This window comes from Mesorhizobium sp. NBSH29 (assembly GCF_015500055.1).
Classification (GTDB): domain Bacteria; phylum Pseudomonadota; class Alphaproteobacteria; order Rhizobiales; family Rhizobiaceae; genus Neomesorhizobium.
The window spans coordinates 1,984,039-2,010,469 of sequence record NZ_CP045492.1 but is presented as its reverse complement, the minus strand read 5'-3'; the positions used below and the strand labels follow the sequence as shown (position 1 = coordinate 2,010,469).

The following is a 26,431-nucleotide window of genomic DNA, read 5'->3' as shown; positions in this document are numbered from 1 at the left end:
CTTGCAGCAGGTCTCCAAGTTCTCCGGAAATGATGCGGGAGGGGTATGCGTGTCAAGGGTGAAGGTCATCAAGGCATGTTGCGCCGTGTGAGCATGACCCCCAGAATTGCGGCCAGCGCCGCAGCCAGGCCATACCATGTCAGCGCATACTGAAGATGGTTGTTGGGCATGGTGATCATAGTGACCCCGCCGATGGGCAAGCCGCCCGGGTTGGGACGAGAATCTGCATCAATGAAGAAGGGGAGCACCCCGCCGTCGACATCGAGATCCGAGAGGATCGCCATGGCTCGCAAATCCTTCCAATAAAAGATATTTTTGTCGGGATCGTTGTCGGGCACCATCATGGATGGTTTTCCCGCGAGCGGATTACGCGCCAGACCTAGCACCGTCTGGATGCCTTCGATTTGACCCTGAAACCGCGTCTTTTGGTCCTTTTGGTCAAACGGCACAAAGCCGCGATTGACGAACACAACGCGGCCGCCCTCGGCCAGCAGTAGCGGGGTATAGACATAATAGCCCGACTGGCCCTGCCAGGTTGCGAAGAAATGCCGTTCGGCCTCATGCATGAAGGTGCCGCTGGCGACCACAGGAGTGTAATCAATATCGCCTGTCTCACCATATTTGAGCTCGACTTCAGCTGCCGGAAGGGGCGCCGCATCTAGGCGTGCGGATATGGTGGCAAGCAGGTTTTCTTTCCAATGAAGACGCTGCATCTGCCAGGTGCCAAGAGCTATGAGTGCTGCGAAGACAACAAGCCCCGACAGAACTAAGAGCCAGGGCTTTCTTCGGCGGGTGTAAATTGCTGTTTCTGCCATCAGGATTTATCCCACTGCCCCTGCCCTGCCTTATTGGCGTATTGAAGGGTTACGAGAACGCCCTTGATCAGGCGCAATGAGGGCAGACACAAAATCAGGGCTAGTGGAATCCACAACAGGAAATGGATCCACAGCGGCGGGTTGAGCGATACTTCCATCCAGAGTGCCAGACCAACAACAACGAAGCCGATGATCAGGGTGACGAATACAGCGGGTCCGTCAGCTGCATCGGCAAAGGCGAGATCCAGATCGCAATGCTCGCATTCGGGGCGTAGTGCAAGAAATCCGCCAAACAGGTGGCCGACGCCACAGCGCGGGCAATGGCCTCTCAGGCCAGCCACAATCGGCTCAACCGGCGGAAATGTTTGATCCTGCGTTCTCATCGCGTCGTCATCGCGATCGCAGGCAAGCAAAGGGCCGCCGCGTTGCCGCGGCAGCCCTTTAATGTGTCACGGGTGATCAATGACCCTGGGCGATGGTGGCGCCCGCAGATGCCCAGACATAGATTGAGGCAAACAGGAACAGCCACACCACGTCGACGAAATGCCAGTACCAGGCTGCTGCCTCGAAGCCGAAATGCTGCTTTGGCGTGAAATCACCGCGCATTGCCCGGATCAGGCAGACCAGCAGAAAGATGGTTCCAATGAAGACGTGGAAGCCATGGAAACCGGTGGCCATGAAGAATGTCGCACCATAGATGGAATCCTTAAAGCCGAACGGCGCGTGGATGTATTCATACGCCTGGACCATCGAAAACAGCACGCCGAGCGCTACCGTCAAAACCAGCCCCCAAACCAAGCCTTTGCGGTCATTGTGAAGGAGTGCGTGGTGGGCCCAGGTAACGGTTGTGCCTGACAGCAAAAGGATAATGGTGTTGTAGAGCGGCAAATGGAAGGGATCTAGAACCTCGATGCCCTGTGGCGGCCAGATACCACCGGTATAGGCAGCGCGCGCAACCTGATGAACTTCATCGGGAAACAAGCTTGCATCGAAAAAAGCCCAGAACCAGGCAACGAAGAACATCACCTCAGAGGCGATGAACATGATCATACCATAGCGCAGATGCAGCGAAACAACGCGTGTATGGTGACCCTCATGCGCTTCCTTGATCGTGTCTGCCCACCAGGAATACATGGTGTAGATCACGATCAGCAGGCCGATAAAGAATATCCAGGGATTGGCGAAATTGACGCCGAAGAACGGAAAATCTCCGCCCTTGAGGTATTGCATATAGGCGACCCCGCCCAGCGCGGTAACTAACGCACCTACTGAGCCTATGAAGGGCCACGGGCTTGGGTCGATGATGTGGTAGTCGTGCTGTGGTTTTGCGTGTGCGTCAGCCATGTCAGCCCCCGATGGAGTTTGTTGCCGTTGCCTTCCCGTCCCTTACCACTGGCGCAGCCGCAACCGGCTGTTCTCCTGCAAGCGGGAAGAAGGTGTAGGAAAGCGTGATTGTCTTCAGGTTTTTCAATTCAGGCACGTCGACAATTTCGGGATCGATATAAAAGATCACCGGCATGTCCAGCGATTCGCCGGATTTGAGTTCCGTATCCGTGAAGCAGAAGCACTCCACCTTGTTGAAATATGCACCAGCCAGTGGCGGTGATACGTTGTAAAGCGCTCGCCCCCTTGTTGGCGTGGGAAAAACATTCTTTGCGGTGTAGCCGACCTGCGTGGTCTCGCCGATGCGCATGGTCACGTCGCGTTGGTCTGGTGTGAAATCCCATGGCAGGCCGCCAGATACGTTGGCGTCAAAGCGCACAGTGATCTGGCGGTCGAGTACGGTGTCTGAATATTGCTCGACCCGCTGCGTCGTGCCGCCATAACCGGTGATCTGGCAAAACATGGCATAGAGCGGAACGGATGCGTAGGCCATTCCGATCATGCTGGCGAAGAATGCAACGCATGCGATCGCCACAGTACGGTTGCGACGGTCCATTTTGGCGTCGGGTGTCTGATTCAACTCTGACATGCCGCCTCACATCGCCCTGTTGAGCAGTGCAGGGCCAAACTTGGCAAGGCTGCCGAAATAGACAATGACCACGAAGGCGGCAAGCGCGAGCCCAATGGCAATCGATCGACTGCGCCGCGCTTTCTTCTGGCTATCGGTCAGCGTCACCTTATCATCATCATTCATGGTCATGCCACGGTCATCCATCGAGAAGCCAGGCTGTCGGCGAGATAAAAAGCAAAGATGGCGAAGAGATAGAGCAGCGAATAAGCAAACAGCGATTTTGCGGGCCGCATGGTCTTGTCACTATCTTCCATCGATAACACCTGCCACGCATACCAGATGAAACCGGCTCCAAGTGCGCCTGCGGCAACGCCGTAAACCGCCCCAGTGTAGCCCAGGACCCAAGGCAGAACACCGACTGGCGCAACCAGAAGTGCGTAGGCGAATATCTGCCGGCGCGTCGAGCGGTGACCCGCAACATTGGGCATCATGGGAATGCCGGCGCGACCGTAATCATCAGACTTAAACAAGGCCAACGCCCAGAAATGGGGCGGCGTCCATAAGAAGATGATCATGAACAGGACGATGCTTTCCAGGCTGACCGCGCCCGTGGCGGCGGCCCAGCCGACAACGGGAGGAAAAGCGCCGGCTGCGCCACCGATAACGATGTTTTGCGGCGTCGAGCGCTTCAGCCACATTGTGTAGACGACGGCATAAAAGAAGATGGTGAATGCAAGCAGGGCAGCAGCCATCCAATTGACTAGGAAGCCGAGCGTCATCACCGAGAGCGCAGAGAGCACCAGGCCGAAAGTCAGCGCCTCACTCGGCTGTACACGGCCCGCGGGAATGGGGCGGTTTACGGTGCGGGCCATGACCGCATCAATATCGGCGTCATACCACATGTTCAGAGCGCCAGAGGCACCTGCGCCAACGGCAATACAGATGACAGCGATCATTGCTTCAAGCGGGTTGATCGCCACGGGTGCGGCAGCAAGCCCAACGAAAGCGGTAAACACAACCAACGCCATAACGCGCGGCTTCAGCAGGGCGAAATAGTCGCCAGCTGTCGCTTCCGACATTCCGAAGTCGGCGGCGTTCAAACGGTTGTTTTCAACCACGGCCATTGCTGCTTCCAGTCTCCGTTTTGCGAAAGCCGCCCGAAGCGGGCGGCTTTGCTTCAATTCGTCTGCCGCTACTTGATACGCGGCAGTTGCTCCCACTGGTGGAACGGCGGCGGCGAGGGAAGTTGCCATTCCAGGGTCGTCGCACCCTCGCCCCAGGGATTGGCACCGGCAACACGCTTCTTGGCGAATGCCTCGTAGACGCCATAGAGGAATACCACAACGCCGACAGCAGAGATGTAAGAACCGTAGGAGGACACCATGTTCCAACCCGCGAAAGCATCGGGATAATCGATATAGCGGCGCGGCATACCGGCGAGGCCGAGGAAATGCTGTGGGAAAAACACGAGGTTCACGCCGACAAAAGTGATCCAGAAGTGAGTGTTAGCGATCGCCGACGAATACATATAACCGGTCATTTTCGGGAACCAGTAGTACCAGGCAGCAAAGATGGCGAACACGGCGCCAAGAGACAGCACGTAGTGGAAATGCGCCACGACATAGTAGGTGTCATGCATGGAGCGATCGAGGCCGGCGTTGGCCAGCTGAACGCCGGTGACACCCCCAACCGTAAACAGGAAGATGAAGCCGATAGCCCACAGCATCGGTGGCTTCATGGAGATGGACCCGCCCCACATGGTGGCAATCCACGAGAAGATTTTCACGCCGGTCGGCACCGCAATAACCATCGTCGCGAATACGAAATAACGCTGGGTGTCGAGCGAAAGGCCGGTCGTATACATGTGGTGAGCCCAGACCACGAAGCCTACGGCACCGATGGCAACCATCGCATAGGCCATACCGAGGTAGCCGAACACAGGCTTCTTCGAGAAGGTCGAGATGATGTGACTGACAATGCCAAAGCCTGGCAGGATCAGGATGTACACTTCCGGATGACCGAAGAACCAGAACAGATGCTGGAACAGGATCGGATCACCGCCACCTTCAGGCGCGAAGAAAGTAGTGCCGAAATTTCGGTCGGTGAGCAGCATGGTGATACCACCCGCCAAAACCGGCAGCGACAGCAACAACAGGAAAGCAGTGATGAGCACCGACCAGGCAAACAGCGGCATCTTATGCAGCGTCATACCTGGAGCTCGCATGTTGAAAATGGTGGTGATGAAGTTGATTGCACCCAGTATCGACGAGGCACCCGCAATGTGCAGCGACAAGATCGCGAGATCCATCGCCGGGCCCGGCTGTCCGGAGGTCGACAGCGGCGGATAAATCGTCCAACCACCGCCAACGCCGTAGGCGCCGGGTGCGCTTGGCATGAACGCCGACAGGATAAGCAGAATGAATGCAGGGGGCAGCAGCCAGAACGAAATGTTGTTCATGCGCGGAAACGCCATATCCGGAGCACCGATCATGATTGGCACCATCCAGTTGGCGAAGCCGCCGATCAGAGCCGGCATGACCATGAAGAAGATCATAATCAGTGCGTGAGCGGTAGTGAAGGCATTGTACATGCTCTTGCCACCATCGATGGCAGCATCACCGTCGAGCCCATAGACCATCTGCGCCAGGCCAGTGAAGATCTGGATGCCCGGCTCCTGCAGCTCCATGCGCATGACGACCGACAGGGCACCGCCAACGATGCCTGCCATGATCGCGAAGATCAGGTAGAGCGTACCAATGTCCTTGTGATTGGTGGAATAGACCCACCTAACCCAGCCCTGATACGGCTTGTGGTCGGGGTCATCGTGAGCTGCCGCGCCTGCCATGTTCCGCTCCGTTCCTTAAATTTTACCCGGTCTACAACCTTAGTTGCCGGCGACCGCCACGTTCCGATTTGCGTCCACGGCCGCCATCAGCGCCCGGTTGGCGCCTGAAAGGTCGGCCTTTGCGGCTGCAAACCAGGTGTTATATTGATCTTCCGATACGACACGAATTGCGATCGGCATGAAGGCGTGATCTTTTCCGCAAAGCTCCGAGCACTGACCATAATAGAGGCCTTCCTTCTTTGCCTTGAACCAGATCTCGTTGATCCGCCCGGGAACCGCATCCGTCTTGACGCCAAATGCCGGCATGGCGAATGCGTGAAGCACATCACTGGCCGTTACCAGAACACGCACCGTCGTCTCGATAGGCACAACAACTTCATTGTCGACAGCGAGAAGCCGAGGGTAGACAGCCTTGTCTTCCTTACCAGCAGTCACCCTATCACCCTCCGCCAGCATGGCAGAATTGAATGAAAGCGGCTCTTCCAGCTGGTATTCGTAATCCCAGTTCCACTGGTTGCCCGTAGCCTTGATGGTGATGGCCGGATCCTCAGGTGGAGAATATTGCGCAGTGAGAAGCTGGAATGATGGGATCGCGATAAACAGAAGAATCACGACCGGCGCGACCGTCCAAACCACCTCAATCAGAGTATTGTGGCTGGTGCGCGACGGAACCGGGTTCACGCTCTCGCGGAAGCGAAAGATGCACCAGGCTAGCAAAAACAGAACCAACAGCGTGATCGGCACGATAAACCAGAGCGTATAGACCTCGAACCACTCGATCTGCTCCATGATGCCGGTCGCAGCTTCCTGGAAACGATACTGCCAAGGAGTCGGCTGATCAGCAAATGCTGCGGTAGTCGAGAAGAACGTGGCCAGAGCAGTGGCGCCAGCAAAGATTATTCTCATCGCCCTCTCATCTCCCAAAACGACGCGGTACCAAACATCCGCGAATGTGGAATGACGCCGAAACGGAATCCGGCACCTGCTGCGGCGTTCAAACCATACTCTCTTTACGACCGCAAGAAAGGACCCGATTAATCCGTGCGGCATTTTTGCGCGTGATGCCTGGAGAAGGCGTGTAAATGGCTGACTTGTCCATTTTGCAATGCGGAATGACGCGGCTCCGTCGCAATTCAGGCGAATTTTCGTGTCGAATGTCGGGGAAACCGGTGGCGCTGGGATGCTTTGCCCTGCGTCACGTTCTTTTACTTGCGAATTGCGCGGTCTAGAGTGCGGCGTGATTCGTACGGAGCCAATATGACGATAAGGCTTTTTAACAACAGGCGGGCCATTGGCCTCCTGTCCGCAGTTCTGGCTCTTGCAGCGCCCGCATTTGCCCAGCAACCGCAGACGGGCACAGTGAAATCGACGCATGGTGCGTGGTCGATTATCTGCGACACGCCCGCCGGCGCTACCGCTGAACAGTGCGCTATGATGCAGAATGTAGTGGCCGAGGATCGCCCGGAAATCGGCCTGTCCGTGGTGGTTTTGCGTACAGCAGACAATAAGGCAGAGATTTTGCGCGTGCTTGCACCGCTCGGCGTGCTGCTGCCGAATGGCCTGGGCCTTAATGTGGATGGTAAGGACATTGGCCGTGCCTATTTCGTGCGTTGCTTCCAGGATGGCTGCTATGCCGAAGTGATTCTTGAAAAGCAGTTGCTTGACACTCTGAAGACCGGCAAGGCCGCGACTTTCATCGTTTTCCAGACACCTGAAGAGGGTGTCGGCATTCCTGTTGATCTTAACGGGTTCGGCGATGGTTTTTCTGCCCTGCCATAGCGGCTGACACTTCAGAAGGCATTGCCGAACCGCAATGCCACGCCTACATCGGGCATCACCGAAACCGGAAAGTGTTGCGATGACCAGCCTGCTTGAAAAGTTTGATATTTCCAGCGAGCGGATAAAAGCGCTGGTCGCCGAGACGATCAATGGCGCTGATGATGGCGAGCTCTATCTGGAATCCAGTCAGAGCGAATCTCTGATGTTCGACAACGGACGTCTGAAGGTTGCGAACTACAACACCGATCAAGGTTTTGGTCTGCGTGCTGTGGCTGGCGAAGCGACCGGCTACGCCCATTCATCCGATCTTACGGAGGCATCGCTGCGACGGGCATCAGATGCGGTGTCCGCGGTGAAAAGCGGGTATTCGGGAACCATTGCGGCCGCGCCAACTGGCACCAACCGACATCTTTATGGCGAAGACAATCCAATTGCGTCGCCGGCCTTCGAGGACAAGGCAAAGTTGTTGCAGGAAATTGACGCATTCTTGCGCAACAAGGATCCGCGCGTGCGCCAGGTCACTGCCTCGCTCGCTGCTTCTTGGCAACATATCGAAATCCTGAGAGCAGACGGACACACCGTGCGCGATGTGCGCCCACTGGTGCGGCTCAATGTTTCCGTCGTTGTCGGTGATGGCGATCGCCAGGAAAGTGGCTCTTATGGCATGGGCGGACGCAAAGGCTTTGGCGAGTTCATTGCCGAAGACAGCTGGACCTTTGCCGCTGATGAGGCGTTGCGTCAGGCATTGGTGAACCTTCAAGCCATTCCTGCGCCGGCTGGAACGTTTGATATCGTCCTTTCGTCCGGATGGCCAGGAGTGATGCTGCACGAAGCCGTGGGCCACGGGCTTGAAGGTGATTTCAACCGCAAGAAGACCTCTGCCTTTGCAGGGCTGCTGGGACAACAGGTGGCTGCCAAGGGCGTGACGGTGGTGGATGACGGCACCATGCATGAACGTCGCGGCTCGCTCAGCATCGACGATGAGGGGACGCCTACCAACAGAACTGTTCTGATCGACGACGGTCGGTTGGTCGGATACATGCAGGATCGCCAGAATGCGCGGCTAATGGGGATGGCTGCGACCGGAAATGGACGGCGTGAATCCTACGCGCATCAGCCAATGCCTCGCATGACCAACACTTATATGACGGCCGGGGAAATGCGGCCTGAAGAAATCATCACCTCAGTGAAAAAGGGCATTTATGCTGTCTCGTTCGGCGGCGGTCAGGTCGATATCACAAGCGGAAAATTCGTGTTTGGCTGCACCGAGGCCTACATGATCGAAAACGGCAAGGTGACGCAGCCTATCAAGGGTGCGATGCTGATCGGCAACGGCCCTGATGCCATGCATCGGGTCTCCATGATTGGCAATGACATGAAGCTCGATACCGGCATAGGCATGTGCGGCAAAGCCGGTCAGGGTGTACCCGTCGGCGTCGGCCAACCACATCTTCGTATGGACCAGATGACGGTTGGAGGAACGCAAGCTTGACGTATTCGCGCACGACCGTTCTGAAACAATCAACACTGCCAGTCCCGAGACCTTGATGACCCCTGCTCCCCTGATCGACCAACGTCTCGTCGCCGGATTTTTACTTGGGCCGATTGCGGGGGCGATCTTATATGCGGCGATTTCGGCCGCCTTTACCGGCGGAGGGCTGGAGCGGTTTTGGTTTTTTGCGGCAACATCTCTCGCTTATGGCTACGCCACGAGCCTGATCGTTCTGTTGCCGGCATTTCTTCTATTGAGAAGCTACCATAGGGATAGTTGGCTGAGCTGTGTTGCTGCTGGGGTTCTTGCGGGGCTGCTGTTTTATCTCACCGTCCATCATCTTCCGGCTCCGGCTGACAATACAAGGGCACTGCTGCTTTTCGGTATAGTTCCGTTTGTGTTCATCGCCTGCGCGATCCGAGTTGTCGCCGGCAGACGGGGCTGAATTTCGGGCTGTAGAGCAGCCCTTACCGACGCTTGCGCGGCTTCTCGAGCAGCGCCACCGCCTCGACATGCGCCGACCAAAGGAACTGGTCAATAGGCGTGACGCTCTTCAGCCGATAGCCGCCGCCGACCAAAATCTTAAGGTCGCGCGCCAGGGTTACCGGATTGCAGGAAATGGCGGCAACCAGCGGGACGGTCGAACGCGCGATCTGCTCGCATTGCTCCTCGGCACCGGCACGCGGCGGGTCGAAACTTAACGCATCGAAAAGGTTGAGTTCCTTGAACGTGACCGGCCGACGGGAAAGGTCACGCTTTTCAGTCGTTACGCGCCTGAGAGCTGTTCCAAACCGAAAACCACGATCCAGAGCGGAGAGTGCTGCGGCCTCCCCCTCGACGGCATGCACTTCCCCTTTTTTCGCTAGCCGGAGAGCAAAGGCGCCGGAACCTGCAAATAGGTCAAGCACCTTCTTTGACTTGCCAAAATGGCCGGAGACAAGCGCGACCATCGCGGCCTCGGCTGAGGCGACGGCCTGCAGAAAGGCACCGGGCGGTGGGAATACGGCTACATCTCCGAAATAAATCACGGGCTTTTCCGGTTCGACGATGATCTCACCGTCGATGGAAAGCCGCGCAATTCTTTCGCGCAACACAAAGTCGGACACCAGTTTGCGCGCCGCGCCAACCAGTTCGCCTGAACCGGAAGCTGCAATGTCGAGGCCCGTCGCCGTATGGGTAACTGCAAGTTGAAACGATTGGCTCGTTTTGCAAATCAGTCCAGCCAGCGCCTTGATTGTGCTGAGCGCGGCGACAATTTCTGGAACTGCTATTGGGCATTCATGGATATCGATAATTGTGTGCGACTGCGCGCGATTGTAGCCGAGCCGCATGCCCGTTTCGATGCGCTTTGCTGTGAGAACAACACGGCGGCGCGTACCCGGCGCACAGGCAATGATATCGCCTACGGGCGCCTCGACGCCTTCGCGCAGAAGCGCCTGGACGACCTTGTCGCGTTTCCAGGTGTGATAGGCGTCAAGGTCATAATGCTGGAGGGAACAGCCGCCGCATTCGCCAAAATGGCGACAAGGGGGCTCGACTCGCAGTGGCGACGGTTCAATCACCGCCATCAAGGTTGCGCGGTCTTTTTCGCGCGCGGCAGTGACTATTTCACCGGGCAAAGTGAACGGCACAAAGGCTGTTCCGGTTTCGGTATGCGCGACACCGTCGCCCTGGCCACCCAGGCTTTCTATGGTGAGGCGCGTGGTCATCGATCCTTGATCCCGGCGAGCAGGAACTCAACGTTACCGTCGCCGCCCGAAATAGGCGACGGGATGATATCAAGACTGCGCCAGCCAGAGATGCCATCAAGCCAGCGACTGCGCCCTTCGGCGACCCGCAAAGCGTCATCGGGGTTTTTGAGCAACCCACCCTTGCCAATGGCTTCGCGGCCGGCCTCGAACTGCGGCTTTACCAGCAGGATTGCCCTTGTGCCCGCCGCAGCGAGCTGCAGTGCCGGAGGCAGTGCCAAGGTCATGGAAATGAAACTCACGTCGGAGACCAGAAAATTCGGGCAAACCCCGCCCAGATTCTCAAGTACCAGATCTCGGGCATTCAAACCTTCAACGCATGTGACGCGGCTATCTGCTCTCAATCGGGCGTCCATCTGTCCGTGCCCGACATCTATCGCGGTGACATGGGAAGCGCCCCGCTCAAGCAGTACCTGAGTAAACCCTCCGGTGGAGGCACCAATATCAAGTGCGTCGCACCCGGATGGGTCGAGCTTGAAATGATCGAGCCCGCAGAGGAGCTTGAGGGCTGCACGCGACACATAAGCCTGCGCCGGGTCGTCGACGGACAGGTTCGCCTCGGTGGGCACCGCCTGCCCCGGCTTGGTAGCCGCGCGCCCTTCAACGGTAACCGTACCGCGCTCAATAGCGTCGCGCGCACGTGAGCGGCTGGCAAAGAGCCCGCGCGCTACCAAAAGTTCGTCAAGCCGCAGCCGTTGACCGTGAGTATCCGTTGAAATCATCCGCCTTCTTTGGCGAAACTTCTGCAGATTGCAAGGCGGACCGCGCCTAATGCGTGATTGAAGCGTAAATGATCGGGTCGGCGGGGAAGGATGCCTTATCATTCAGATTACGTGCGATGAGGCTGAGGGGCCAGACCGGATTTTCTGCTTCGACCAAAACCGGGCCAACATCCTTGTCCAGACGGCCACGGATTGTACCAATCTTGCGCGCCACGATCTCTTTTACCGCAAGTTCGAGATTGCGGTCGTAGGAAGGTCGGTCCAAGACATCAATTCTATGGCGAGAAATCTCTTCGGCCTGCGCCGAAGTTGCGCCGCACACTACCGCGACAATCGCCCCCATAAAGAATCTTATCATCCGTCGCCGCCCCTTTTTCCCCGGGGCCTGTGATACACACCTCGGGCTAAGAAACGGCCAAGAGACAGGGTAACCGAACCCGCAACAACCAGCGTAAACAGGAGGTTACAGTTTGCGTCATCATGCGCGGGCGGCTTGGGCGGAGCTGCCCAGCGCGGAAAATACGGCAGTAACTATGCCAGCGCGATCAAGGCCGGCATCAGCATACATTTTCTCCGGCTTGGCGTGGTCGGTAAAGCTATCGGGGAGAACCAGCGGGCGAACCTTCAATCCGTTGTCCAACAAGCCTTCTGTAGCCAAGTATTGCAGAACCTGACTGGAAAATCCGCCAATTGCACCCTCCTCCACCGTGACCAGCACCTCGTGATTGCGGGCAAGGCGGCGGACTAGATCGGTATCAAGCGGCTTGGCAAAGCGCGCGTCTGCGACCGTGGTCGACAACCCTGCAGCGTCCAACTCTTCTGCCGCCAGCAAGCAATCCTGCAAACGGGTTCCGAACGACAGAAGGGCTATTTTGGTCCCTTCCCTAAGGACGCGCCCTTTCCCAATCTCGAGCGCGATGCCACGCGCTGGCATATCGACGCCGACACCATTGCCGCGCGGATAGCGGAATGAAATCGGTCCCTCGTCATAGACGGCGGCGGTGCGGACCATGTGGCGGAGTTCGGCCTCGTCGGCCGCAGCCATCACGACAAAGCCAGGCAGCGACGCGAGGAAAGTCGTGTCGAAGGCGCCGCAATGGGTCGCACCATCCGCACCGACATAGCCGGCCCGGTCGATGGGAAAGCGCACCGGCAGCTTCTGGATCGCGACGTCATGGACGACTTGATCGTAAGCGCGCTGGAGAAAGGTCGAATAGATTGCCGCAAAGGGCCGGTAACCTTCGGTCGCAAGGCCCGCAGCGAAGGTGACTGCGTGTTGTTCGGCAATGCCAACATCAAAGGTGCGGGATGGGAACGCTTCGCCGAACAAATCAAGGCCGGTACCAGATGGCATTGCCGCCGAAATCGCGACAATCTTTTCATCTTCTGCCGCCTCCTGGATCAGACTTTCAGCGAAAACCCTGGTGTAAGCTGGAGCATTAGCCGGTGCTTTGGCCTGCGCGCCGGTGATCACATCGAACTTGCTGACACCGTGATATTTGTCGGCTGCGGCTTCAGCGGGCGCATAGCCCTTCCCCTTTTGCGTCACCACGTGGATGAGCACCGGACCGGAAATTGTGTCGCGGACATTCTTGAGCACTGGCAGCAGATGTTCCAGCTGATGGCCATCAATGGGACCGACATAGTAGAAACCCAGTTCCTCAAAAAGCGTTCCTCCGGTCCAGAAACCGCGTGCGAATTCTTCGGATCTGCGTGCTTTTTCCTGCCAGAATTTCGGCAGTTTTTTTGCCAGTTGCTTTGCTGTTTCGCGGATCGAGCGGTAGGTCTTGCCCGATACCAGCCTCGCAAGATAGGCGCTCATGGCGCCCGCTGGGGGTGCGATAGACATGTCGTTGTCGTTCAGAATGACGATCAAGCGTGCGTCCAGCGCGCCGGCATTGTTCATCGCCTCATAGGCCATGCCCGCCGACATAGCGCCGTCGCCGATTACCGCTATGACGTTGTTCTTGCCACCGGAAAGGTCGCGAGCAACCGCCATGCCCAAACCAGCGGAGATGGACGTTGACGAATGCGCGGCGCCGAAAGGGTCATATTCACTCTCGGCGCGCCTTGTGAACCCGGATAGACCGTTTTCAAGGCGCAGTGTGCGCATTCGATCCCGCCGCCCGGTCAATATTTTGTGCGGATACGCCTGATGACCCACATCCCAGATTACCCGGTCATCGGGCGTATCGAAGACGTAGTGGAGTGCAACGGTAAGTTCGATCACCCCAAGGCCTGCGCCGAGATGACCGCCGGTCTGCGAAACGATATCAATCAGATCGTGGCGCAGCTCTGCCGCTACTGCCGGAAGATCGCTCTCGGGAAGTTTTCTGAGATCTGCCGGGAGGCTGATCGTGTCGAGAAGCGGTGTCTTGGACTGGGTCACGGGCTGCCTTGTCTCGCGAAATAGCTGAGGGATTAAAACCTCAGATAGCGAAAGTAAATGTGTGCGTAGGTATGGACACTACGGTCACCCGGCTCAGGATCGCGCGCGGAAAAAGCTCATTGATCAGGCAAAGCGCAAAGCCGAGCGCGTCTTGGCCTTGGAAGCCTCATCCTCGCGGTTGCGCGGATGCTGCTGGGTCTCCATCGAATGGAGAAGGTCGTGAACTACTGCCGCTATGTCGAGTACTGCCGCATGAAACGCGGCCTCGTTCTTCTTCGACGGTTTCGTTGTTCCGCTCAGCTTGCGGACAAACTGGAGCGCCGCGTCGCTAATTTCGTCATGGGTGGCGGGCGGTTCGAAGTTAAACAACGGTTTGATGTTGCGGCACATGCGTTGGCTCCTGTGCTTGCCTCACGCCGATCAAAACGGTTGGGCTAAGCGCCGTCAAGCGGCTCGGTGCCGGTCGGCTTGCCGTCGCGCGAGAGGCGGATCTTTTCAACCTTGTCCTCAGCTGCCTTGAGCAGACGGTCGCAATGGGCCTTTAAAGCCTCACCCCGCTCATAGATGCGGATGGACTGGTCAAGTGGCACCTCGCCACGCTCGAGGTCGTCCACGATCGATTCCAACGCCTTAAGCGCCTGTTCGAAACTCATGGCCTGGATATCAGCGTTCAGTTCGGTGTCCATGGCCTATCCCTTCATCAATCTTTTTACGTGCGCACCGACCGAAAAGGAAAGGCCCTGCAGGTCGTAACCACCTTCAAGCAGGCTGACCAGCCGATTGCTGGAAAACCGCTCTGCACGGTCCATAAGTTTGCCTGTTGCCCAGTCGAAGTCTTCTTCTGTGAGATTTATCTCAGCTAGGGGGTCGCGGTGGTGGGCATCGAATCCCGCCGAAATGATAATCAGATCGGGGCGGAAATTGTCCAGCGCCGGGAGAATGCGCGAGAGAAATGCCTCTCGAAAAATATCGCTGCCAGTGCCGGCTGTCAGTGGCGCGTTGATAATGTTGCCAACGCCGGTTTCATGCTTTGCCCCAGTTCCCGGGAACAGTGGCATCTGATGCGTTGAGCAATAGAGAACGCTTGGGTCTTCGTAAAAAATGTCCTGCGTTCCATTACCATGGTGAACATCCCAATCAACGATCGCCACCTTTTCAGCGCCATGGCGGTTTTGTGCGTGGCGGGCGGCTATCGCGGCATGGTTGAAAAGACAAAATCCCATTGCCGTTTCTTTCTCGGCATGATGGCCTGGGGGTCGGGAAGCGACGAATACATTGTCTGCGACGCCCGCAAAGACATCATCCACAGCGGCGTTGGCTGCACCAATAGCGGTGAGCGTGGCGTCCCAGCTTTTGGGACTGACCGATGTGTCGCCGTCGATTGTTACGATGCCGTCGTCAGGGATCGCCTTGCGGATCTTTTCGGCGAACCTCTCCGGGTGGGCATAGAGGATTGTCGCCTCGTCGCCGAATGGCGCTACGATGCGATCCAGCGGAGAATAGATCTCGTCATCCAGCACGCGTTCTATGGCGCGCAACCTGTCGGGACGCTCCGGATGACCGATGGGCGTGAGATGTTCAAGAAAGATTGGATGGGAGTACAGCCTTGTAACCATGTCCCGATATAGGCGCCCGATGCCGATTTGGCCATGCGACAAGCCGCTGTTCAACAGGGTTTAGGCGCAGCCCCATACTTGGCAGGTCAAGCAGGAGCATTTGGATTGCGCCAACCGCAGCGGGAGGATGGCTATTGCGGCAAAAAACGATATGAACGGCGTGCTAGGTGCCCGCAGCCATGCGGGAGAATCGGGAACGCGGTTGAAATCCGTGGCGTGCCCAACGCTGTAAGGGGGATCGCGCCGGCATATGTCACTGTTCTACGGAACGGGAAGACGCCGGATGCGGGATGAACCCAAGCCAGAAGACCGGCCAGGCAAAAATGTGTCCGCTGCATGGTCAGGCAGGGACCCGTTTCGTTTGATCGCAAGGGGACAACGCGATGCCGGCAGATTTTATTCAACACTCGAAAGCTGCACCCTTCGGAACGACCGAGCGCGCGGCAGTCTATGAGGCTATTTTTACGCGTCGAGATGTTCGCAGCAATTTTCTTCCCGACCCGATTAGCGATGAAGTTCTGGCGAGGTTGCTGTCGGCCGCTCACCATGCGCCCTCGGTGGGATACATGCAGCCCTGGAATTTCATTGTAATCCGCGATGACGAGCGGCGGCGAGAAGTGCGCGATCTGTTTGTCGCCGCAAGGCAGAGCGAGAGCGAAGCAATCGAGCCCGATCGGCGCGATCTATATCGGCGCCTGAAACTGGAAGGCATTTGCGAGACACCCCTCAATTTGTGCATCACATGCGACCGCAGCCGCTCTGCCGACTCGCCGCTCGGGCGGTTTCACAACCCGCAGATGGATCTTTTCAGCACGGTCTGCGCGGTGCAGAATTTCTGGCTGGCGGCACGTGCCGAAGGCATTGGCGTCGGCTGGGTCAGCATTCTGGAGACTGAGGCGCTGAAACAGTTGCTTCACATCCCCGACCACGTGGTCCCCATCGCCTATCTCTGCGTGGGCCACGTTTCACAGTTTGCGCCAAAGCCTGATCTCGAGAACGCTCAGTGGGGTTCCCGTTTGCCACTGGCCGACCTCATTATGAGTGAAGTGTTTTCTGGATCTGGCGAAAAGGCTCTGAAAGCAGCTGCAGCAAGTAGCCGCTAAAATCGGAGTGAGCCAGTCTCACCCTCATCCACCGTTTGGAGCCGCAGGCCCTCAAGCAGAAATTTGAAGGTGATTGGCGTTCGGACTGATTGAACACCGTGTGTCGATGCTGTGATCCGGTTGATTACCAGTATAGGCATGGCGCTCGGCGCATTTATTTCCGGCTGGGTGGTCGATACTTTCGGCGCCCAGCACGGCTTCTGCGTCTCTGTCGCTTCCGGCGCACTGTCTCTTGTAACGGTGCTCCTGGCCCAGAGATTGCTATCGGTAGACCGCACTACATCTGGTGCAGCTCCTCAGCCCGCAGAGTAGAGCGTTCTTACAGGATTTCGGTCTTCGCGATGCGGATGCCGAACCCTTCCAGCCCAACATAATGGCGTTCGCGCGAAGCGATTAGGTTGATTGAGGAGATGCCAAGATCTTTCAGTATCTGGGCACCGAGACCTATCTCGCGCCACTCGCTCTCACGGCTTCTTGCTTCTTCATGGTCTTCACGATCACTGGGAGCTGGACGAGAGCGGCCTTGATGCGCCACGCCTACCGATCCTTCGCGCATGTAAACGATAACGCCCCGTTTGCCACCCATCGATTTCATGACCGATTGCAGTTGATCGGTGGTTCCAAACACATCCGATACGACATCTTCCGAATGGAGACGCACCGGCACGTCTTCACCATCCCGGATGTCGCCGAAGACGATGGCCAGATGATGCATCGTTTCCCACGGCAATGTGTAGGTGTAGGCCTTCGCCGGACCTCCCGGAGTTTCCATATCAAAGCATTCGATGCGCTGGATCAGCGTCTCCTGACGCTGGCGGTAAGCGATCAGATCGGCGACTGATACTTGTTTCAACCCGTGCTTTTCGGCGAATGACGTGACCTGAGGGCCACGCATGACCGAACCTTCATCATTGACGAGTTCGCAGATGACGCCAATCGGCGGCAGGCCGGCGAGTTTGCAAAGGTCGACGGCTGCCTCGGTATGCCCTGATCGCATCAACACGCCGCCTTCGCGCGCAACCAATGGGAATATATGCCCCGGACGAACGAAATCCGAAGCACCAACATTGCCATTGGCAAGATTGCGGACTGTCAGGGTTCGGTCATCAGCCGAAATACCGGTTGTCGTGCCATGCTTGAAATCGACGCTGACGGTGAAGGCAGTCTGGTGCGGAGCGTCGTTGTCGGCAACCATCGGTGCCAGATTAAGGCGCTTTGCCTCCTCACGGGGCATCGGTGCGCAGACGATGCCTGAGGTATGGCGCACGATGAAGGCCATTTTTTCCGGCGTACAATGAACTGCTGCTACAATCAGATCCCCTTCATTCTCGCGCCCGTCATCATCCATGACGACAACGATTTCCCCAGCTTCAAAGGCGCGCAGGGCTTCGACGATTTTTTTCTGGTCGTAGGGCATGGGGCGTATCCGTGGAGATAGAGCAAGGGAGTAGGGCAAGGAGGGATTAAAGCAGTCGAAAGTGCTATTCGCTATTCGCTATTCGCATATCTCCAACCTGCCCTCGGTGCCGCAAATAGTGGTCAGCGATGGCACATGCCACCATGGCCTCACCGATAGGTACGGCACGAATGCCGACGCAGGGATCATGGCGACCCTTGGTCATCACATCGACTTCCTGGCCATCGAGGTCCACCGATTTGCGCGGGGTGAGGATGGACGAGGTTGGCTTGACTGCGAAGCGAGCGATAACGGGTTGACCGGTTGCAATACCACCCAGAATGCCGCCCGCATTGTTGGAGAGGAACTCGGGCTTGCCATCTTTGCCCATGCGCATCTCATCGGCGTTTTCTTCGCCAGTGATGCGCGCAGCTTCAAAGCCATTGCCGATCTCGACGCCCTTGACGGCGTTGATCGACATCAGGCCAGCCGCAATATCCTGATCGAGTTTGGCGTAGATCGGCGCACCTATCCCTGCTGGTACGCCGTCTGCAACAACTTCAATGACCGCGCCGACCGAGGAACCGGATTTGCGGATTTCGTCGAGATAATCCGCAAATACCTGAACCGAGGCCCGGTCTGGCGTAAAGAACGGATTTTCCGGATCGGCGATGAAGTTCCAGTCCCAATTGGTCCGGTCAATCGATTTTTCGCCCATAGAGACAAGGGCGCCGCGAACGCTCAATCCTGGGACGACCTTTCGTGCCAGTGCGCCTGCGGCGACGCGGGCTGCAGTTTCGCGGGCCGAGGATCGGCCGCCGCCACGATGGTCGCGAATCCCATATTTGGTGAAATAGGTATAGTCCGCATGGCCTGGACGAAACTGCCGAACAATTTCGCCATAATCTTTGGAGCGATGGTCCACGTTCTCAATAATCATCGATACGGGCGTGCCGGTCGTAACCATATCGTCGCCGTCTACTACGAAACCCGAAAGCACGCGCACGGCATCGGGTTCGCGACGCTGGGTCACGAAGCGCGACTGGCCGGGTCTACGCTTGTCTAACTCGGACTGGATATCGGCGAGAGTAAAGCGAATGCCCGGTGGACAGCCGTCAACAACGCAGCCCAAAGCGGAGCCATGGCTCTCGCCCCAGGTGGTAACCCTGAACAGATGTCCGAAAGTGTTGTGCGACATTGGCGATCTGGTCCTTCCCCGGATGGGAGCCGGGCGTACCGCCGCTTCTATTGACGTTTTTTGAGAGGGTCAAATAAAGCGTGACGGATTTAGTTTTGACAAAATAGTCATGTTATTGCTCACTCATATAAGGGACATTCCGCCTATGCGCGCGCGCGCTCAGAAAGGAACTACGATGAAGCGAGCCCTGATTTGTGCAGCAGCAGTTTTGTATATCTCTGCAGGAGCGGCTTTGGCTGCAGAAGCAGAGGGGAAGATCAAATCGATCGACATGGATAAGCTGATGATCACATTGAGTGACGGAAAATCCTACAAGCTGCCCGGCGAATTCGATGTTGAAGCTCTTGAAGAGGGAGGTGAAGTCTACTTGGCATATGATGAGGTCAACGGCGAAAACCTTATCACCGACATGGAGATTACCCAGTAGCAGCTGAATCCGTTCGCTAAAGCCAGTCCAGAAACTGGCCTTCCAGTTTCAGAACGCGGTCCTGGGGAACGCTGAGAATTGCAGCTTCGCGTTCTGGCATTTCGGCTACCGTACGAAATAAAGTGCGGATGATGCCGCCATGGGTGACGCATACAGTTTTTTGCGTCACTTCCATAAGCCAGGGCAAGATGCGTTGGCGCAGCATCTCATAGCTTTCGGCTGATGTCCCCGGTGGCTGGAAATTCCATTTGTCCCGCCGCCGAGCCTTGGGAGATCCGGGTGATTCCGCCTCAATCTCGGCGAAGGTAGAACCCTGCCAGTCGCCGAAGCTTACCTCAACCAGGCGCGCGTCGGTGCGATAGGCACTCGGTTCCACACCCATTGCGGTTCGAACCCGCTCCATGGTTTCGCGGGTTCGGCGCATCGGGCTTGCGACAAAGTCGAAGCCATCCCCGCGGCCAATCAGTTCCGCAAGACGTCTCCCATTGCGGTCCGCCTGGTCACGCCCGTGCGCGTTGATATCGGTGTCTGCCTGGCCCTGCAGCCTGCCCTCGGCATTCCAGTCAGTCTCGCCGTGACGCACGAAATAGATGAGTGGGTACATGACTGCCTCGCCGGCGCTGCAGTTAGTCCTTGACCGTTGAAATGTCAGGCGCGTCGACAGCCTTCATGCCAACAACGTGGTAGCCGGAATCGACGTGATGAATCTCACCGGTGACCCCACGCGACATGTGCGACAGGAAATACAGCGCCGAATCACCCACCTCTTCCGCTGTCACGGTGCGCTTAAGGGGCGAATTGTATTCGTTCCACTTTAAAATGTAGCGGAAATCGCCGATTCCGGAGGCCGCAAGAGTCTTCATAGGCCCCGCCGAGATGGCATTTACGCGGATATTGTTGCCGCCCAGATCGACGGCGAGATAGCGCACCGAGGCCTCCAAGGCCGCCTTGGCGACACCCATCACATTGTAATGCGGCATTACTTTTTCGGCGCCATAATAGGTTAGAGTTAGCAATGATCCGCCGTTGGGCATCAGGCGTTCAGCGCGCTTGGCGACTGTGGTGAACGAATACACAGAAATATCCATGGTGCGCAGGAAATTGTCGCGCGTTGTCTCGACATAGCGGCCGTCGAGTTCATCCTTGTCGGAGAAGGCAATGGCATGAACCAGGAAGTCGATCGTGCCGAACTTCTCTTCCACATTTTTGAATACCGCGTCGAGTGTTTCAGGCTCGGTGACGTCGCAATGGCCGACGACATGGGCGCCAAGCTCAGCGGCCAGCGGTTCGACGCGCTTCTTGAACGCTTCGCCCTGATAGGTCAGGGCGAGTTGCGCACCCTGGTCGGCGCATGCCTTGGCAATACCCCAGGCGATTGACCGGTTGTTGGCAACGCCCAGGATGAGGCCTTTTTTGCCGGCCATGAGGCCATTTGAACCTGTCATGTAAGGCTTCTCCGCGCTGATCATACTTTGCGCTGCCTATCGCACAGGCAAAGGCACGCTTCAAGCGCCGTTGGCAGCTCCAGTTAGCCTTGGTCTTTCAACAAGGTTTCGAGCGCGCTATCATTACCCTCCGGCAGCATGACCCGCACATGGGCATAAAGATCGCCGTGCCCGCCTGCCTTCTGGGGAAGTCCCCTGCCCTTTATACGCAGTACCTTGTCCGAGCTCGACCAGGCCGGCACGTTGACAGCCAATCTTCCAGCAGGGGTCTCGACCGCAAGCTTTGCGCCCAATACTGCATCGCGCAGTCGCACGTGAAAGTCGGCGTGAAGGTCTCGACCCTCAATTCTGTAGCGTGGATGACGGCGGAACTTGATGGTGACCAAAGCGTCACCCGCTTCGCCACCCAAAATCTGTTCGCCCTGAGCTTTTAATCGAATGGTCTGGCCGTCCTCAACATAGGCCGGCAGCTTTACCACCAACCGCCGACCGTCGGGGAAAATCGCATTAACCTTGGCGGCGGTGGCTGCGTCCTCGATACTGACATCGAGCGTCGCATTGAGATCGCGACCACGCGGCACTTGCTGGCGCGGACCCGCCTGTGCGCCAGGGCGTTGGTTGAAAGCGTCGCCGAAAATGTGGCTGAAGATATCATCCTCAACACCCGCGCCGCCGGAACGGAACTCGAAACGCGAGCCACCCGGCGTCTGCTGCCCACGACGGAAACCGGCGAACGGGTCGCCGCCCGGCTGTCCGCCCTCAAATCCCTGATAGCGCTGCTTGCCTTCGGCATCGATCTCGCCACGGTCGAACGCAACTCGCTTTTTCTCGTCGCCGACAATTTCGTAAGCCTGGTTGGCCGCCGCGAAGCGCTCCTTGGCTTTGGGGTCCTCTGGGTTTTGGTCAGGATGGTATTTTTTGGCGAGCTTGCGGTATGCCGACTTAATATCTTTTGCCGACGCACCTTTGGCCACGCCAAGAACCTCGTAGGGATCGCGCATTGTATCTCACTAAAACGATGGAACCGGTTAGCTCTTATATGCGTCGCGCTAGGAACAAATTCCAGCCCACAAACCGCTTTGACCGGTAAAGATTGGTCTATTTTGATTCGAAGGAGCGCATTTGCCATGCCCCTGGCGCTGCTTGGCACGCGTCGCCCCTATAGAGCTTCACCCCATCGAAACTTTCACGCATGGCCTGGAACCTACGGCATACCGACCCGCCATCGCGATATTCGGTCAAGCCGGTGATGGACCCACGTGACCCGGTGTCTGCGTTGGCCCAGGCAAGTGCTTGACCGCCTGCCAGTTCGACGTCCGCGGATGAAACAGCATTACGGATCGTAGCCGCGTCAGAAAGTTGACCCTGATCGAGGGCGTTCTGTGAATCTGTTGACACTGCACTCGTATAAAGCGTGCGATCAACTTCAGCATTACGGAGGTCGAGGCCCGAGGCACAGCCCGACAGAAATGCCATGCAGGCTGTCGCTGCCAGCGAGACGTGCCAACTGGAGCAACTATTGGCCGTCTCAAACGCTTGCGCTCGGCGCGACAATCGGCAAACTCCCGAAGTTCCATCCATAGAGCGAGAATTATGCGTGCATCCGGGTTAACAAGCAGTGACTTCACCGAGGCTGAAGAGCCCTTCTTATTATTCTCACGCTGGCTCGCTGACGCGAACGAGAGTGAACCAAACGATCCAAACGCGGTGGCGCTGGCGACAGTCGACACCGAGGGCCTGCCCGATGTCCGCATGGTACTTCTCAAAGAGTTCGATGAGCACGGATTTGTATTCTACACCAACTTTGAAAGTGCCAAAGGCAGCGAGATATTGGCGACGATGAAGGCGGCGATGTGCTTTCACTGGAAGTCGCTACGTCGCCAGGTGCGGGTGCGGGGTCCGGTCGAGATTGTCACCGACGCCGAAGCTGACGCGTATTTCGAAACGCGTCCGCGCGGGAGTCGCATTGGGGCTTGGGCATCGAAGCAGTCACGTGCGCTTGAAAGCCGGTTTGCGCTCGAAAAGGCGGTGGCTGAATATACCGCGCGCTATGCGGTCAAGAGCATTCCAAGGCCCGCGTACTGGTCAGGGTTTCGCATCGTTCCGCAGGCCATAGAGTTCTGGCACGACCGGCCGTTTCGCTTACATGACCGGCTCGTTTTTTCGCGGGATGAAAAAGGCACCTGGGAAAAACACAGACTGTACCCATAGATAGGAACGCCATAGGGTTACGCTGGTCTCGAAGGCCTCTTTTTCCAAACATTACAAATGTTTAATGCCCCGTTCAGTTTCAATTCATCGATTGGCCTTCATAACCGGCGCATCGCACTTGACTGAAAGGAAAATCCGATGAGAAAATTTGTAACCGCGCTGTGTGCTGCAGCAGTAACACTTACCGGTGTTGCGACGGCAACGGCTCCGGCATTTGCAATGCCAATGGCAAAACCGGCCCTTGAAACCGCCACGACAGACGTTCAGCAGGTCCAGCATCGTCGTGGCTACTATCGCCATGGCGGGCGAGGCTACTACAACGGTCACCGCGGATATCGTAACCATCGCCGCGGTTGGCGCCAGCACAATGGCTGGTGGTTCCCACCCGCAGCGTTTGTAGCCGGTGCCATCATCGGCGGTGCGATTGCGCAGCCGACATATCGTCAGGCACCTGCTTACCGGCCAGCCGGCAATGCTCATGTGCAGTGGTGCTATAACAAGTATCGTTCATACCGGGCTTCGGACAACACCTACCAGCCTTACAATGGTCCGCGCCAACAATGCTATTCGCCTTACCGCTAAGCGCGGCAATTCGATCGGCATGAAAGCGGCCCTGCACATTGCGGGGCCGCTTTTGTAAGGTTGATCCAGCCAGCGAGAGCCTCGCGTACAGATGTTGCAAGCGCTATCAAAACCCTTCCTGCTGAACAGATCAGGTCGGCGCGGCTGACATCATCCAGCTTTCTTCCGGCTCATGAAGGCGACGAATGCGTTTCTCGCCTCATCCGATTTCAAGCGCTCCAGAAACCGTTCAGCTTCCTCTTCAATGCGCGTGACCAGCAGCTCACGTGAACCGAGCATGAGATCCCGCGCAATCTTCAGCGCTTCAGGAGGTTTCTGGGCGATGGCCTCGGCTGCCGCAAAGACGGCATCCTCTAATACATCTTCAGCGACAACTGCATAGATCAAACCTGCTGCTTGAGCGCGTTCAGCGGAGAATCCTTCGCCAAGTGCAAGCAGTGCAAACGCGCGCTGGCGACCGAGTACAGCGGGCGCGAGCAGGCTTGAACCGGCTTCGGGCACCAGACCAAGATCGACAAACGGCGTGCGAAACTCGGTCCGAGGTGTCGCAAAGGTAAGATCGCAATGCAGGTGGATGGTGGTTCCGACCCCCACTGCAATGCCATCGACACCTGAAACGATTGGTTTTTGTGCACGTGCAAGCGACTTCAGGAAGTCAAACACCTCCCCACCGCCGCTTCCGCCTGTCGCAATGACCATGAAATCGGCAAGGTCATTTCCGGAAGAAAAGGCCCCCGGAACGCCCAGAAGGACGTGAACCCGAACATCCGGGTCTGTATCACCCTGCTGCAATGCGGCAGCCATCGACGCATACATTGCGCGCGTGACGGCATTCTTTTTCTCAGGGCGATTGAGACGGATGAGGCTGATTGCACCGCGCCGTTCGAGGATAATTTCACTCATTTTGACGGTTCCTGTTCAGGCGATTACAAGGTCGCGAGCAGCAGCCGAGAGGCTCTCGGCGCCGTTGATGACGCGATCTTTTAGTGCAGCGGTTTCTGCCACCAGATTTTCGGAGAAAAAGCGCGCCAGTGCTACGCGCTTGGTCGACTTTTCGCTCAGCGCGCCCTTGGCCAGATAGACACCACCGCTGGCCAATGCGAACAGGCGGAGATACGGCGTTGCACCCGCCAGAGCCTGCTCAGACTTGCCATCCGCGACCTGCTCTTGCATGAAGTTTGTAGCTTCGGTTAGGTCGGACAGTGCAGCTTCCAATGCCGCGCCTGTGCGACCCCAGCCTTCGAGGTTGGAATTGCGAACTTGGACTGCAATTGCGGAAAGTTCAGCGATGTAACCATGGACGTGCTCACCCTTCGATTGCGGAAGTTTCCGCATCACGAGATCAATCGCCTGGATACCGTTGGTGCCTTCGTAGATCGGCGCGATGCGCGCGTCCCGATAGAGGCTTGCTGCGCCAGTTTCCTCAATGAAGCCCATACCGCCGTGAACCTGCACGCCGAGCGAAGCGACATCTACCCCGACATCGGTTGAAAATGCCTTGGCTACAGGGGTCAGCAGATTGGCGCGCCCCTGCCAATGCGACGCATCTTCCTCGCCTAGACGTGCTCGGTCCGTGGCGTGAGCGCAGCTATAGGAGATTGCGCGAGAGGCTGATGTCAGCGCCTTCATCGTCAAAAGATTGCGTTGAACGTCCGGGTGATACACGATCGGAGCCATGCCCGTGCCGCTATAGCTCGCGGCCTTGCCCTGGCGGCGTTCATTGGCAAAAGCCAGCGCCATTTGGTAGGCAGTCTCGGCGATTGCAACGCCCTGCATGCCGACCGCAAGACGGGCATTGTTCATCATCGTGAACATGCAAGCCAGACCGCGGTTTTCCTCGCCTATGAGCCAGCCTATGGCACCCGGTTTCCCGGTTTTGGTGAAATCATCGCCATAGATCATGGTGCAAGTCGGAGAAGCGTGGATGCCGAGCTTATGCTCCAGCGATGCGCAGAAGACATCATTGCGCGCGCCGAGCGACCCATCCTCTCCGACCATGAATTTTGGGACCAGAAATAAGGAGATTCCGCGCGTTCCCTCCGGCGCATCAGGAAGCCGTGCCAGGACGAGATGAACGATGTTGTCGGTAAAATCGTGTTCTCCATAAGTGATGAAAATCTTCTGGCCGAAGATGCGGTAGGTGCCATCGTCTGCCCGTTCGGCCCGGCTACGAAGTGCAGCAAGGTCAGAACCAGCCTGCGGTTCGGTGAGGTTCATGGTTCCCATCCACTCACCCGAAACCAGCTTTGCCAGATACTTTTTCTTCAGGTCATCAGATGCATGTTTTTCGAGCGCGTCTACCGCACCCATGGTCAGGGTGGGCCCGAGGCCAAAGGCCATGGAGGCCGAGTTCCACATCTCTATGGCAGCAACCCCAAGCATGCTGGGTAGACCCTGCCCGCCAAATTCTTCCGGAGCCGTCAGCGCGTTCCACCCGCCGTCGATCCAGCGCTTGTAAAGTTCGCGCCACCCGTCTGGTGTAGTAACTTCCGCGCCTTTCAGCCTCGCGCCCTGCTGATCGCCGATCTTGTGAAGCGGCGTTACTTCCTCAGAGGCAAAGCGGCCGGCCTCAGTGAGTATGGCATCAACCAGATCGTCAGACAGATCGCCGAGCCGCGCTGCCTGGATCTCGGCATCAAGGCCGGCAATATGGTTGAGCGTAAAGGTGATATCCTCGACCGGCGCGCGATACATGGTGATCCTCTCTGC

The 26,431-nt window shown here is 57.3% G+C and carries 30 protein-coding genes and 1 riboswitch; of the genes, 7 read left to right on the top strand and 23 right to left on the bottom strand.

All coding sequences use genetic code 11. The features are described from left to right. Positions 1-68: 68 nt before the first annotated feature. The 8 genes from GA830_RS09930 to coxB all read right to left on the bottom strand — a co-directional run bounded on the left by GA830_RS09930 (position 69) and on the right by coxB (position 6,520). On the bottom strand, positions 69-815 hold the full coding sequence (locus GA830_RS09930; RefSeq protein ID WP_195161716.1) for an SURF1 family protein: 747 nt from the start codon (positions 813-815) through the stop codon (positions 69-71). After that, positions 815-1,198 carry a DUF983 domain-containing protein gene (locus GA830_RS09925; protein ID WP_195161715.1) on the bottom strand — a complete coding sequence of 128 codons (384 nt, stop codon included), beginning with the start codon at positions 1,196-1,198 and terminating at the stop codon, positions 815-817. Before GA830_RS09925 ends, GA830_RS09930 begins: the two co-directional genes overlap by 1 nt. Positions 1,199-1,274: 76 nt before the next feature. After that, on the bottom strand, positions 1,275-2,159 hold the full coding sequence (locus GA830_RS09920) for a cytochrome c oxidase subunit 3 (RefSeq protein WP_195161714.1): 885 nt from the start codon (positions 2,157-2,159) through the stop codon (positions 1,275-1,277). A gap of 1 nt (position 2,160) precedes the next feature. Continuing rightward, positions 2,161-2,787 (bottom strand): cytochrome c oxidase assembly protein, encoded by a 627-nt coding sequence (locus GA830_RS09915; RefSeq protein WP_195161713.1) that lies wholly within the window; start codon positions 2,785-2,787, stop codon positions 2,161-2,163. Between the two features lie 6 nt (positions 2,788-2,793). Next, a complete protein-coding gene (locus tag GA830_RS09910) occupies positions 2,794-2,958 on the bottom strand; it encodes a hypothetical protein (RefSeq protein WP_195165037.1) in 165 nt (54 codons plus the stop codon). Then, on the bottom strand, positions 2,955-3,893 hold the full coding sequence (locus tag GA830_RS09905; RefSeq protein ID WP_195161712.1) for a heme o synthase: 939 nt from the start codon (positions 3,891-3,893) through the stop codon (positions 2,955-2,957). Before GA830_RS09905 ends, GA830_RS09910 begins: the two co-directional genes overlap by 4 nt. A gap of 68 nt (positions 3,894-3,961) precedes the next feature. Then, positions 3,962-5,614, bottom strand: coding sequence for a cytochrome c oxidase subunit I (ctaD, locus tag GA830_RS09900; RefSeq protein ID WP_195161711.1), 1,653 nt, complete (start codon positions 5,612-5,614; stop codon positions 3,962-3,964). A 39-nt stretch (positions 5,615-5,653) separates the two neighbouring features. After that, entirely contained in the window at positions 5,654-6,520 is an 867-nt protein-coding gene (gene coxB, locus GA830_RS09895) for a cytochrome c oxidase subunit II (RefSeq protein ID WP_195161710.1), read from the bottom strand. A 351-nt stretch (positions 6,521-6,871) separates the two neighbouring features. On the opposite strand from coxB, the gene GA830_RS09890 reads away from it, so the two are divergent. The 3 genes from GA830_RS09890 (at position 6,872) to GA830_RS09880 (ending at position 9,330) form a co-directional block, all read left to right on the top strand. Continuing rightward, the gene (locus GA830_RS09890) at positions 6,872-7,393 is read left to right on the top strand and encodes an invasion associated locus B family protein (RefSeq protein WP_195161709.1); all 522 of its coding nucleotides are present in this window, start codon (positions 6,872-6,874) and stop codon (positions 7,391-7,393) included. Positions 7,394-7,472: 79 nt separating this feature from the next. After that, entirely contained in the window at positions 7,473-8,885 is a 1,413-nt protein-coding gene (tldD, locus tag GA830_RS09885) for a metalloprotease TldD (protein WP_195161708.1), read from the top strand. Then, on the top strand, positions 8,866-9,330 hold the full coding sequence (locus GA830_RS09880; RefSeq protein WP_195161707.1) for a hypothetical protein: 465 nt from the start codon (positions 8,866-8,868) through the stop codon (positions 9,328-9,330). The genes tldD and GA830_RS09880 overlap by 20 nt, the downstream gene beginning before the upstream one ends. Positions 9,331-9,352: 22 nt before the next feature. Here GA830_RS09880 and GA830_RS09875 read toward each other — a convergent pair whose 3' ends face one another. The 7 genes from GA830_RS09875 to GA830_RS09845 form a co-directional block, all read right to left on the bottom strand. Beyond that, on the bottom strand, positions 9,353-10,594 hold the full coding sequence (locus GA830_RS09875) for a class I SAM-dependent RNA methyltransferase (RefSeq protein WP_195161706.1): 1,242 nt from the start codon (positions 10,592-10,594) through the stop codon (positions 9,353-9,355). Then, entirely contained in the window at positions 10,591-11,355 is a 765-nt protein-coding gene (locus GA830_RS09870; protein ID WP_195161705.1) for a TlyA family RNA methyltransferase, read from the bottom strand. The genes GA830_RS09875 and GA830_RS09870 overlap by 4 nt, the downstream gene beginning before the upstream one ends. Positions 11,356-11,401: 46 nt before the next feature. After that, positions 11,402-11,713, bottom strand: a complete 312-nt coding sequence (locus tag GA830_RS09865) for a hypothetical protein (RefSeq protein ID WP_195161704.1) — start codon at positions 11,711-11,713, stop codon at positions 11,402-11,404. 120 nt (positions 11,714-11,833) lie between these two features. After that, a complete protein-coding gene (gene dxs / locus GA830_RS09860; protein WP_195161703.1) occupies positions 11,834-13,744 on the bottom strand; it encodes a 1-deoxy-D-xylulose-5-phosphate synthase in 1,911 nt (636 codons plus the stop codon). Positions 13,745-13,867: 123 nt separating this feature from the next. Next, on the bottom strand, positions 13,868-14,134 hold the full coding sequence (locus tag GA830_RS09855; RefSeq protein WP_195161702.1) for a DUF2277 domain-containing protein: 267 nt from the start codon (positions 14,132-14,134) through the stop codon (positions 13,868-13,870). 44 nt (positions 14,135-14,178) lie between these two features. Further along, positions 14,179-14,430 carry an exodeoxyribonuclease VII small subunit gene (locus GA830_RS09850; RefSeq protein ID WP_195161701.1) on the bottom strand — a complete coding sequence of 84 codons (252 nt, stop codon included), beginning with the start codon at positions 14,428-14,430 and terminating at the stop codon, positions 14,179-14,181. Positions 14,431-14,433: 3 nt separating this feature from the next. Beyond that, positions 14,434-15,360: a histone deacetylase family protein gene (locus GA830_RS09845; protein WP_195161700.1), complete on the bottom strand. Its 927-nt coding sequence runs from the start codon at positions 15,358-15,360 to the stop codon at positions 14,434-14,436. A gap of 148 nt (positions 15,361-15,508) precedes the next feature. Further along, positions 15,509-15,692: riboswitch (cobalamin riboswitch) on the top strand. A 51-nt stretch (positions 15,693-15,743) separates the two neighbouring features. Between GA830_RS09845 and bluB the strand changes: the two genes are divergently transcribed. After that, positions 15,744-16,463 carry a 5,6-dimethylbenzimidazole synthase gene (gene bluB / locus GA830_RS09840; RefSeq protein WP_195161699.1) on the top strand — a complete coding sequence of 240 codons (720 nt, stop codon included), beginning with the start codon at positions 15,744-15,746 and terminating at the stop codon, positions 16,461-16,463. 319 nt (positions 16,464-16,782) lie between these two features. Here bluB and ribB read toward each other — a convergent pair whose 3' ends face one another. Beyond that, positions 16,783-17,880: a 3,4-dihydroxy-2-butanone-4-phosphate synthase gene (gene ribB, locus GA830_RS09835; RefSeq protein ID WP_195161698.1), complete on the bottom strand. Its 1,098-nt coding sequence runs from the start codon at positions 17,878-17,880 to the stop codon at positions 16,783-16,785. A gap of 64 nt (positions 17,881-17,944) precedes the next feature. Next, a complete protein-coding gene (aroC, locus tag GA830_RS09830) occupies positions 17,945-19,057 on the bottom strand; it encodes a chorismate synthase (protein WP_195161697.1) in 1,113 nt (370 codons plus the stop codon). A 175-nt stretch (positions 19,058-19,232) separates the two neighbouring features. Between aroC and GA830_RS09825 the strand changes: the two genes are divergently transcribed. Beyond that, a complete protein-coding gene (locus GA830_RS09825) occupies positions 19,233-19,484 on the top strand; it encodes a DUF1344 domain-containing protein (RefSeq protein WP_195161696.1) in 252 nt (83 codons plus the stop codon). Positions 19,485-19,500: 16 nt separating this feature from the next. Here the strand turns inward: GA830_RS09825 and GA830_RS09820 are convergent, their stop codons facing one another. From GA830_RS09820 to GA830_RS09805, 4 genes are all read right to left on the bottom strand, one after another. Continuing rightward, positions 19,501-20,088, bottom strand: coding sequence for a histidine phosphatase family protein (locus tag GA830_RS09820; RefSeq protein WP_195161695.1), 588 nt, complete (start codon positions 20,086-20,088; stop codon positions 19,501-19,503). 22 nt (positions 20,089-20,110) lie between these two features. Then, positions 20,111-20,929, bottom strand: coding sequence for an enoyl-ACP reductase FabI (fabI, locus tag GA830_RS09815; protein ID WP_195161694.1), 819 nt, complete (start codon positions 20,927-20,929; stop codon positions 20,111-20,113). An 83-nt stretch (positions 20,930-21,012) separates the two neighbouring features. After that, the gene (locus GA830_RS09810) at positions 21,013-21,930 is read right to left on the bottom strand and encodes a DnaJ C-terminal domain-containing protein (RefSeq protein WP_195161693.1); all 918 of its coding nucleotides are present in this window, start codon (positions 21,928-21,930) and stop codon (positions 21,013-21,015) included. Positions 21,931-22,027: 97 nt separating this feature from the next. Then, positions 22,028-22,405 carry an RT0821/Lpp0805 family surface protein gene (locus tag GA830_RS09805; protein ID WP_258045398.1) on the bottom strand — a complete coding sequence of 126 codons (378 nt, stop codon included), beginning with the start codon at positions 22,403-22,405 and terminating at the stop codon, positions 22,028-22,030. 117 nt (positions 22,406-22,522) lie between these two features. Between GA830_RS09805 and pdxH the strand changes: the two genes are divergently transcribed. Both pdxH and GA830_RS20285 read left to right on the top strand, forming a co-directional pair. Then, entirely contained in the window at positions 22,523-23,140 is a 618-nt protein-coding gene (gene pdxH / locus GA830_RS09800; protein ID WP_195161691.1) for a pyridoxamine 5'-phosphate oxidase, read from the top strand. A 138-nt stretch (positions 23,141-23,278) separates the two neighbouring features. Continuing rightward, entirely contained in the window at positions 23,279-23,722 is a 444-nt protein-coding gene (locus GA830_RS20285) for a BA14K family protein (RefSeq protein WP_195161690.1), read from the top strand. 150 nt (positions 23,723-23,872) lie between these two features. On the opposite strand, the gene GA830_RS09790 is transcribed toward GA830_RS20285, so the two are convergent. Together GA830_RS09790 and GA830_RS09785 are read right to left on the bottom strand one after the other, a co-directional pair. Then, the gene (locus GA830_RS09790) at positions 23,873-24,625 is read right to left on the bottom strand and encodes a crotonase/enoyl-CoA hydratase family protein (RefSeq protein ID WP_195161689.1); all 753 of its coding nucleotides are present in this window, start codon (positions 24,623-24,625) and stop codon (positions 23,873-23,875) included. Between the two features lie 15 nt (positions 24,626-24,640). Further along, positions 24,641-26,416, bottom strand: a complete 1,776-nt coding sequence (locus GA830_RS09785) for an acyl-CoA dehydrogenase (protein WP_195161688.1) — start codon at positions 26,414-26,416, stop codon at positions 24,641-24,643. Positions 26,417-26,431 lie beyond the last annotated feature (15 nt).

Bases quoted from the DNA above. Each gene is read 5' to 3' on its own strand.
- GA830_RS09930 (WP_195161716.1), bottom strand. From the start codon at position 815: ATGGCAGAAACAGCAATTTACACCCGCCGAAGAAAGCCCTGGCTCTTA.
- GA830_RS09925 (WP_195161715.1), bottom strand. From the start codon at position 1,198: ATGAGAACGCAGGATCAAACATTTCCGCCGGTTGAGCCGATTGTGGCT.
- GA830_RS09920 (WP_195161714.1), bottom strand. From the start codon at position 2,159: ATGGCTGACGCACACGCAAAACCACAGCACGACTACCACATCATCGAC.
- GA830_RS09915 (WP_195161713.1), bottom strand. From the start codon at position 2,787: ATGTCAGAGTTGAATCAGACACCCGACGCCAAAATGGACCGTCGCAAC.
- GA830_RS09910 (WP_195165037.1), bottom strand. From the start codon at position 2,958: ATGACCATGAATGATGATGATAAGGTGACGCTGACCGATAGCCAGAAG.
- GA830_RS09905 (WP_195161712.1), bottom strand. From the start codon at position 3,893: ATGGCCGTGGTTGAAAACAACCGTTTGAACGCCGCCGACTTCGGAATG.
- ctaD (WP_195161711.1), bottom strand. From the start codon at position 5,614: ATGGCAGGCGCGGCAGCTCACGATGACCCCGACCACAAGCCGTATCAG.
- coxB (WP_195161710.1), bottom strand. From the start codon at position 6,520: ATGAGAATAATCTTTGCTGGCGCCACTGCTCTGGCCACGTTCTTCTCG.
- GA830_RS09890 (WP_195161709.1), top strand. From the start codon at position 6,872: ATGACGATAAGGCTTTTTAACAACAGGCGGGCCATTGGCCTCCTGTCC.
- tldD (WP_195161708.1), top strand. From the start codon at position 7,473: ATGACCAGCCTGCTTGAAAAGTTTGATATTTCCAGCGAGCGGATAAAA.
- GA830_RS09875 (WP_195161706.1), bottom strand. From the start codon at position 10,594: ATGACCACGCGCCTCACCATAGAAAGCCTGGGTGGCCAGGGCGACGGT.
- GA830_RS09870 (WP_195161705.1), bottom strand. From the start codon at position 11,355: ATGATTTCAACGGATACTCACGGTCAACGGCTGCGGCTTGACGAACTT.
- GA830_RS09865 (WP_195161704.1), bottom strand. From the start codon at position 11,713: ATGATAAGATTCTTTATGGGGGCGATTGTCGCGGTAGTGTGCGGCGCA.
- GA830_RS09855 (WP_195161702.1), bottom strand. From the start codon at position 14,134: ATGTGCCGCAACATCAAACCGTTGTTTAACTTCGAACCGCCCGCCACC.
- GA830_RS09850 (WP_195161701.1), bottom strand. From the start codon at position 14,430: ATGGACACCGAACTGAACGCTGATATCCAGGCCATGAGTTTCGAACAG.
- GA830_RS09845 (WP_195161700.1), bottom strand. From the start codon at position 15,360: ATGGTTACAAGGCTGTACTCCCATCCAATCTTTCTTGAACATCTCACG.
- bluB (WP_195161699.1), top strand. From the start codon at position 15,744: ATGCCGGCAGATTTTATTCAACACTCGAAAGCTGCACCCTTCGGAACG.
- ribB (WP_195161698.1), bottom strand. From the start codon at position 17,880: ATGCCCTACGACCAGAAAAAAATCGTCGAAGCCCTGCGCGCCTTTGAA.
- aroC (WP_195161697.1), bottom strand. From the start codon at position 19,057: ATGTCGCACAACACTTTCGGACATCTGTTCAGGGTTACCACCTGGGGC.
- GA830_RS09825 (WP_195161696.1), top strand. From the start codon at position 19,233: ATGAAGCGAGCCCTGATTTGTGCAGCAGCAGTTTTGTATATCTCTGCA.
- GA830_RS09820 (WP_195161695.1), bottom strand. From the start codon at position 20,088: ATGTACCCACTCATCTATTTCGTGCGTCACGGCGAGACTGACTGGAAT.
- fabI (WP_195161694.1), bottom strand. From the start codon at position 20,929: ATGACAGGTTCAAATGGCCTCATGGCCGGCAAAAAAGGCCTCATCCTG.
- GA830_RS09810 (WP_195161693.1), bottom strand. From the start codon at position 21,930: ATGCGCGATCCCTACGAGGTTCTTGGCGTGGCCAAAGGTGCGTCGGCA.
- GA830_RS09805 (WP_258045398.1), bottom strand. From the start codon at position 22,405: ATGGCATTTCTGTCGGGCTGTGCCTCGGGCCTCGACCTCCGTAATGCT.
- pdxH (WP_195161691.1), top strand. From the start codon at position 22,523: ATGCGTGCATCCGGGTTAACAAGCAGTGACTTCACCGAGGCTGAAGAG.
- GA830_RS20285 (WP_195161690.1), top strand. From the start codon at position 23,279: ATGAGAAAATTTGTAACCGCGCTGTGTGCTGCAGCAGTAACACTTACC.
- GA830_RS09790 (WP_195161689.1), bottom strand. From the start codon at position 24,625: ATGAGTGAAATTATCCTCGAACGGCGCGGTGCAATCAGCCTCATCCGT.
- GA830_RS09785 (WP_195161688.1), bottom strand. From the start codon at position 26,416: ATGTATCGCGCGCCGGTCGAGGATATCACCTTTACGCTCAACCATATT.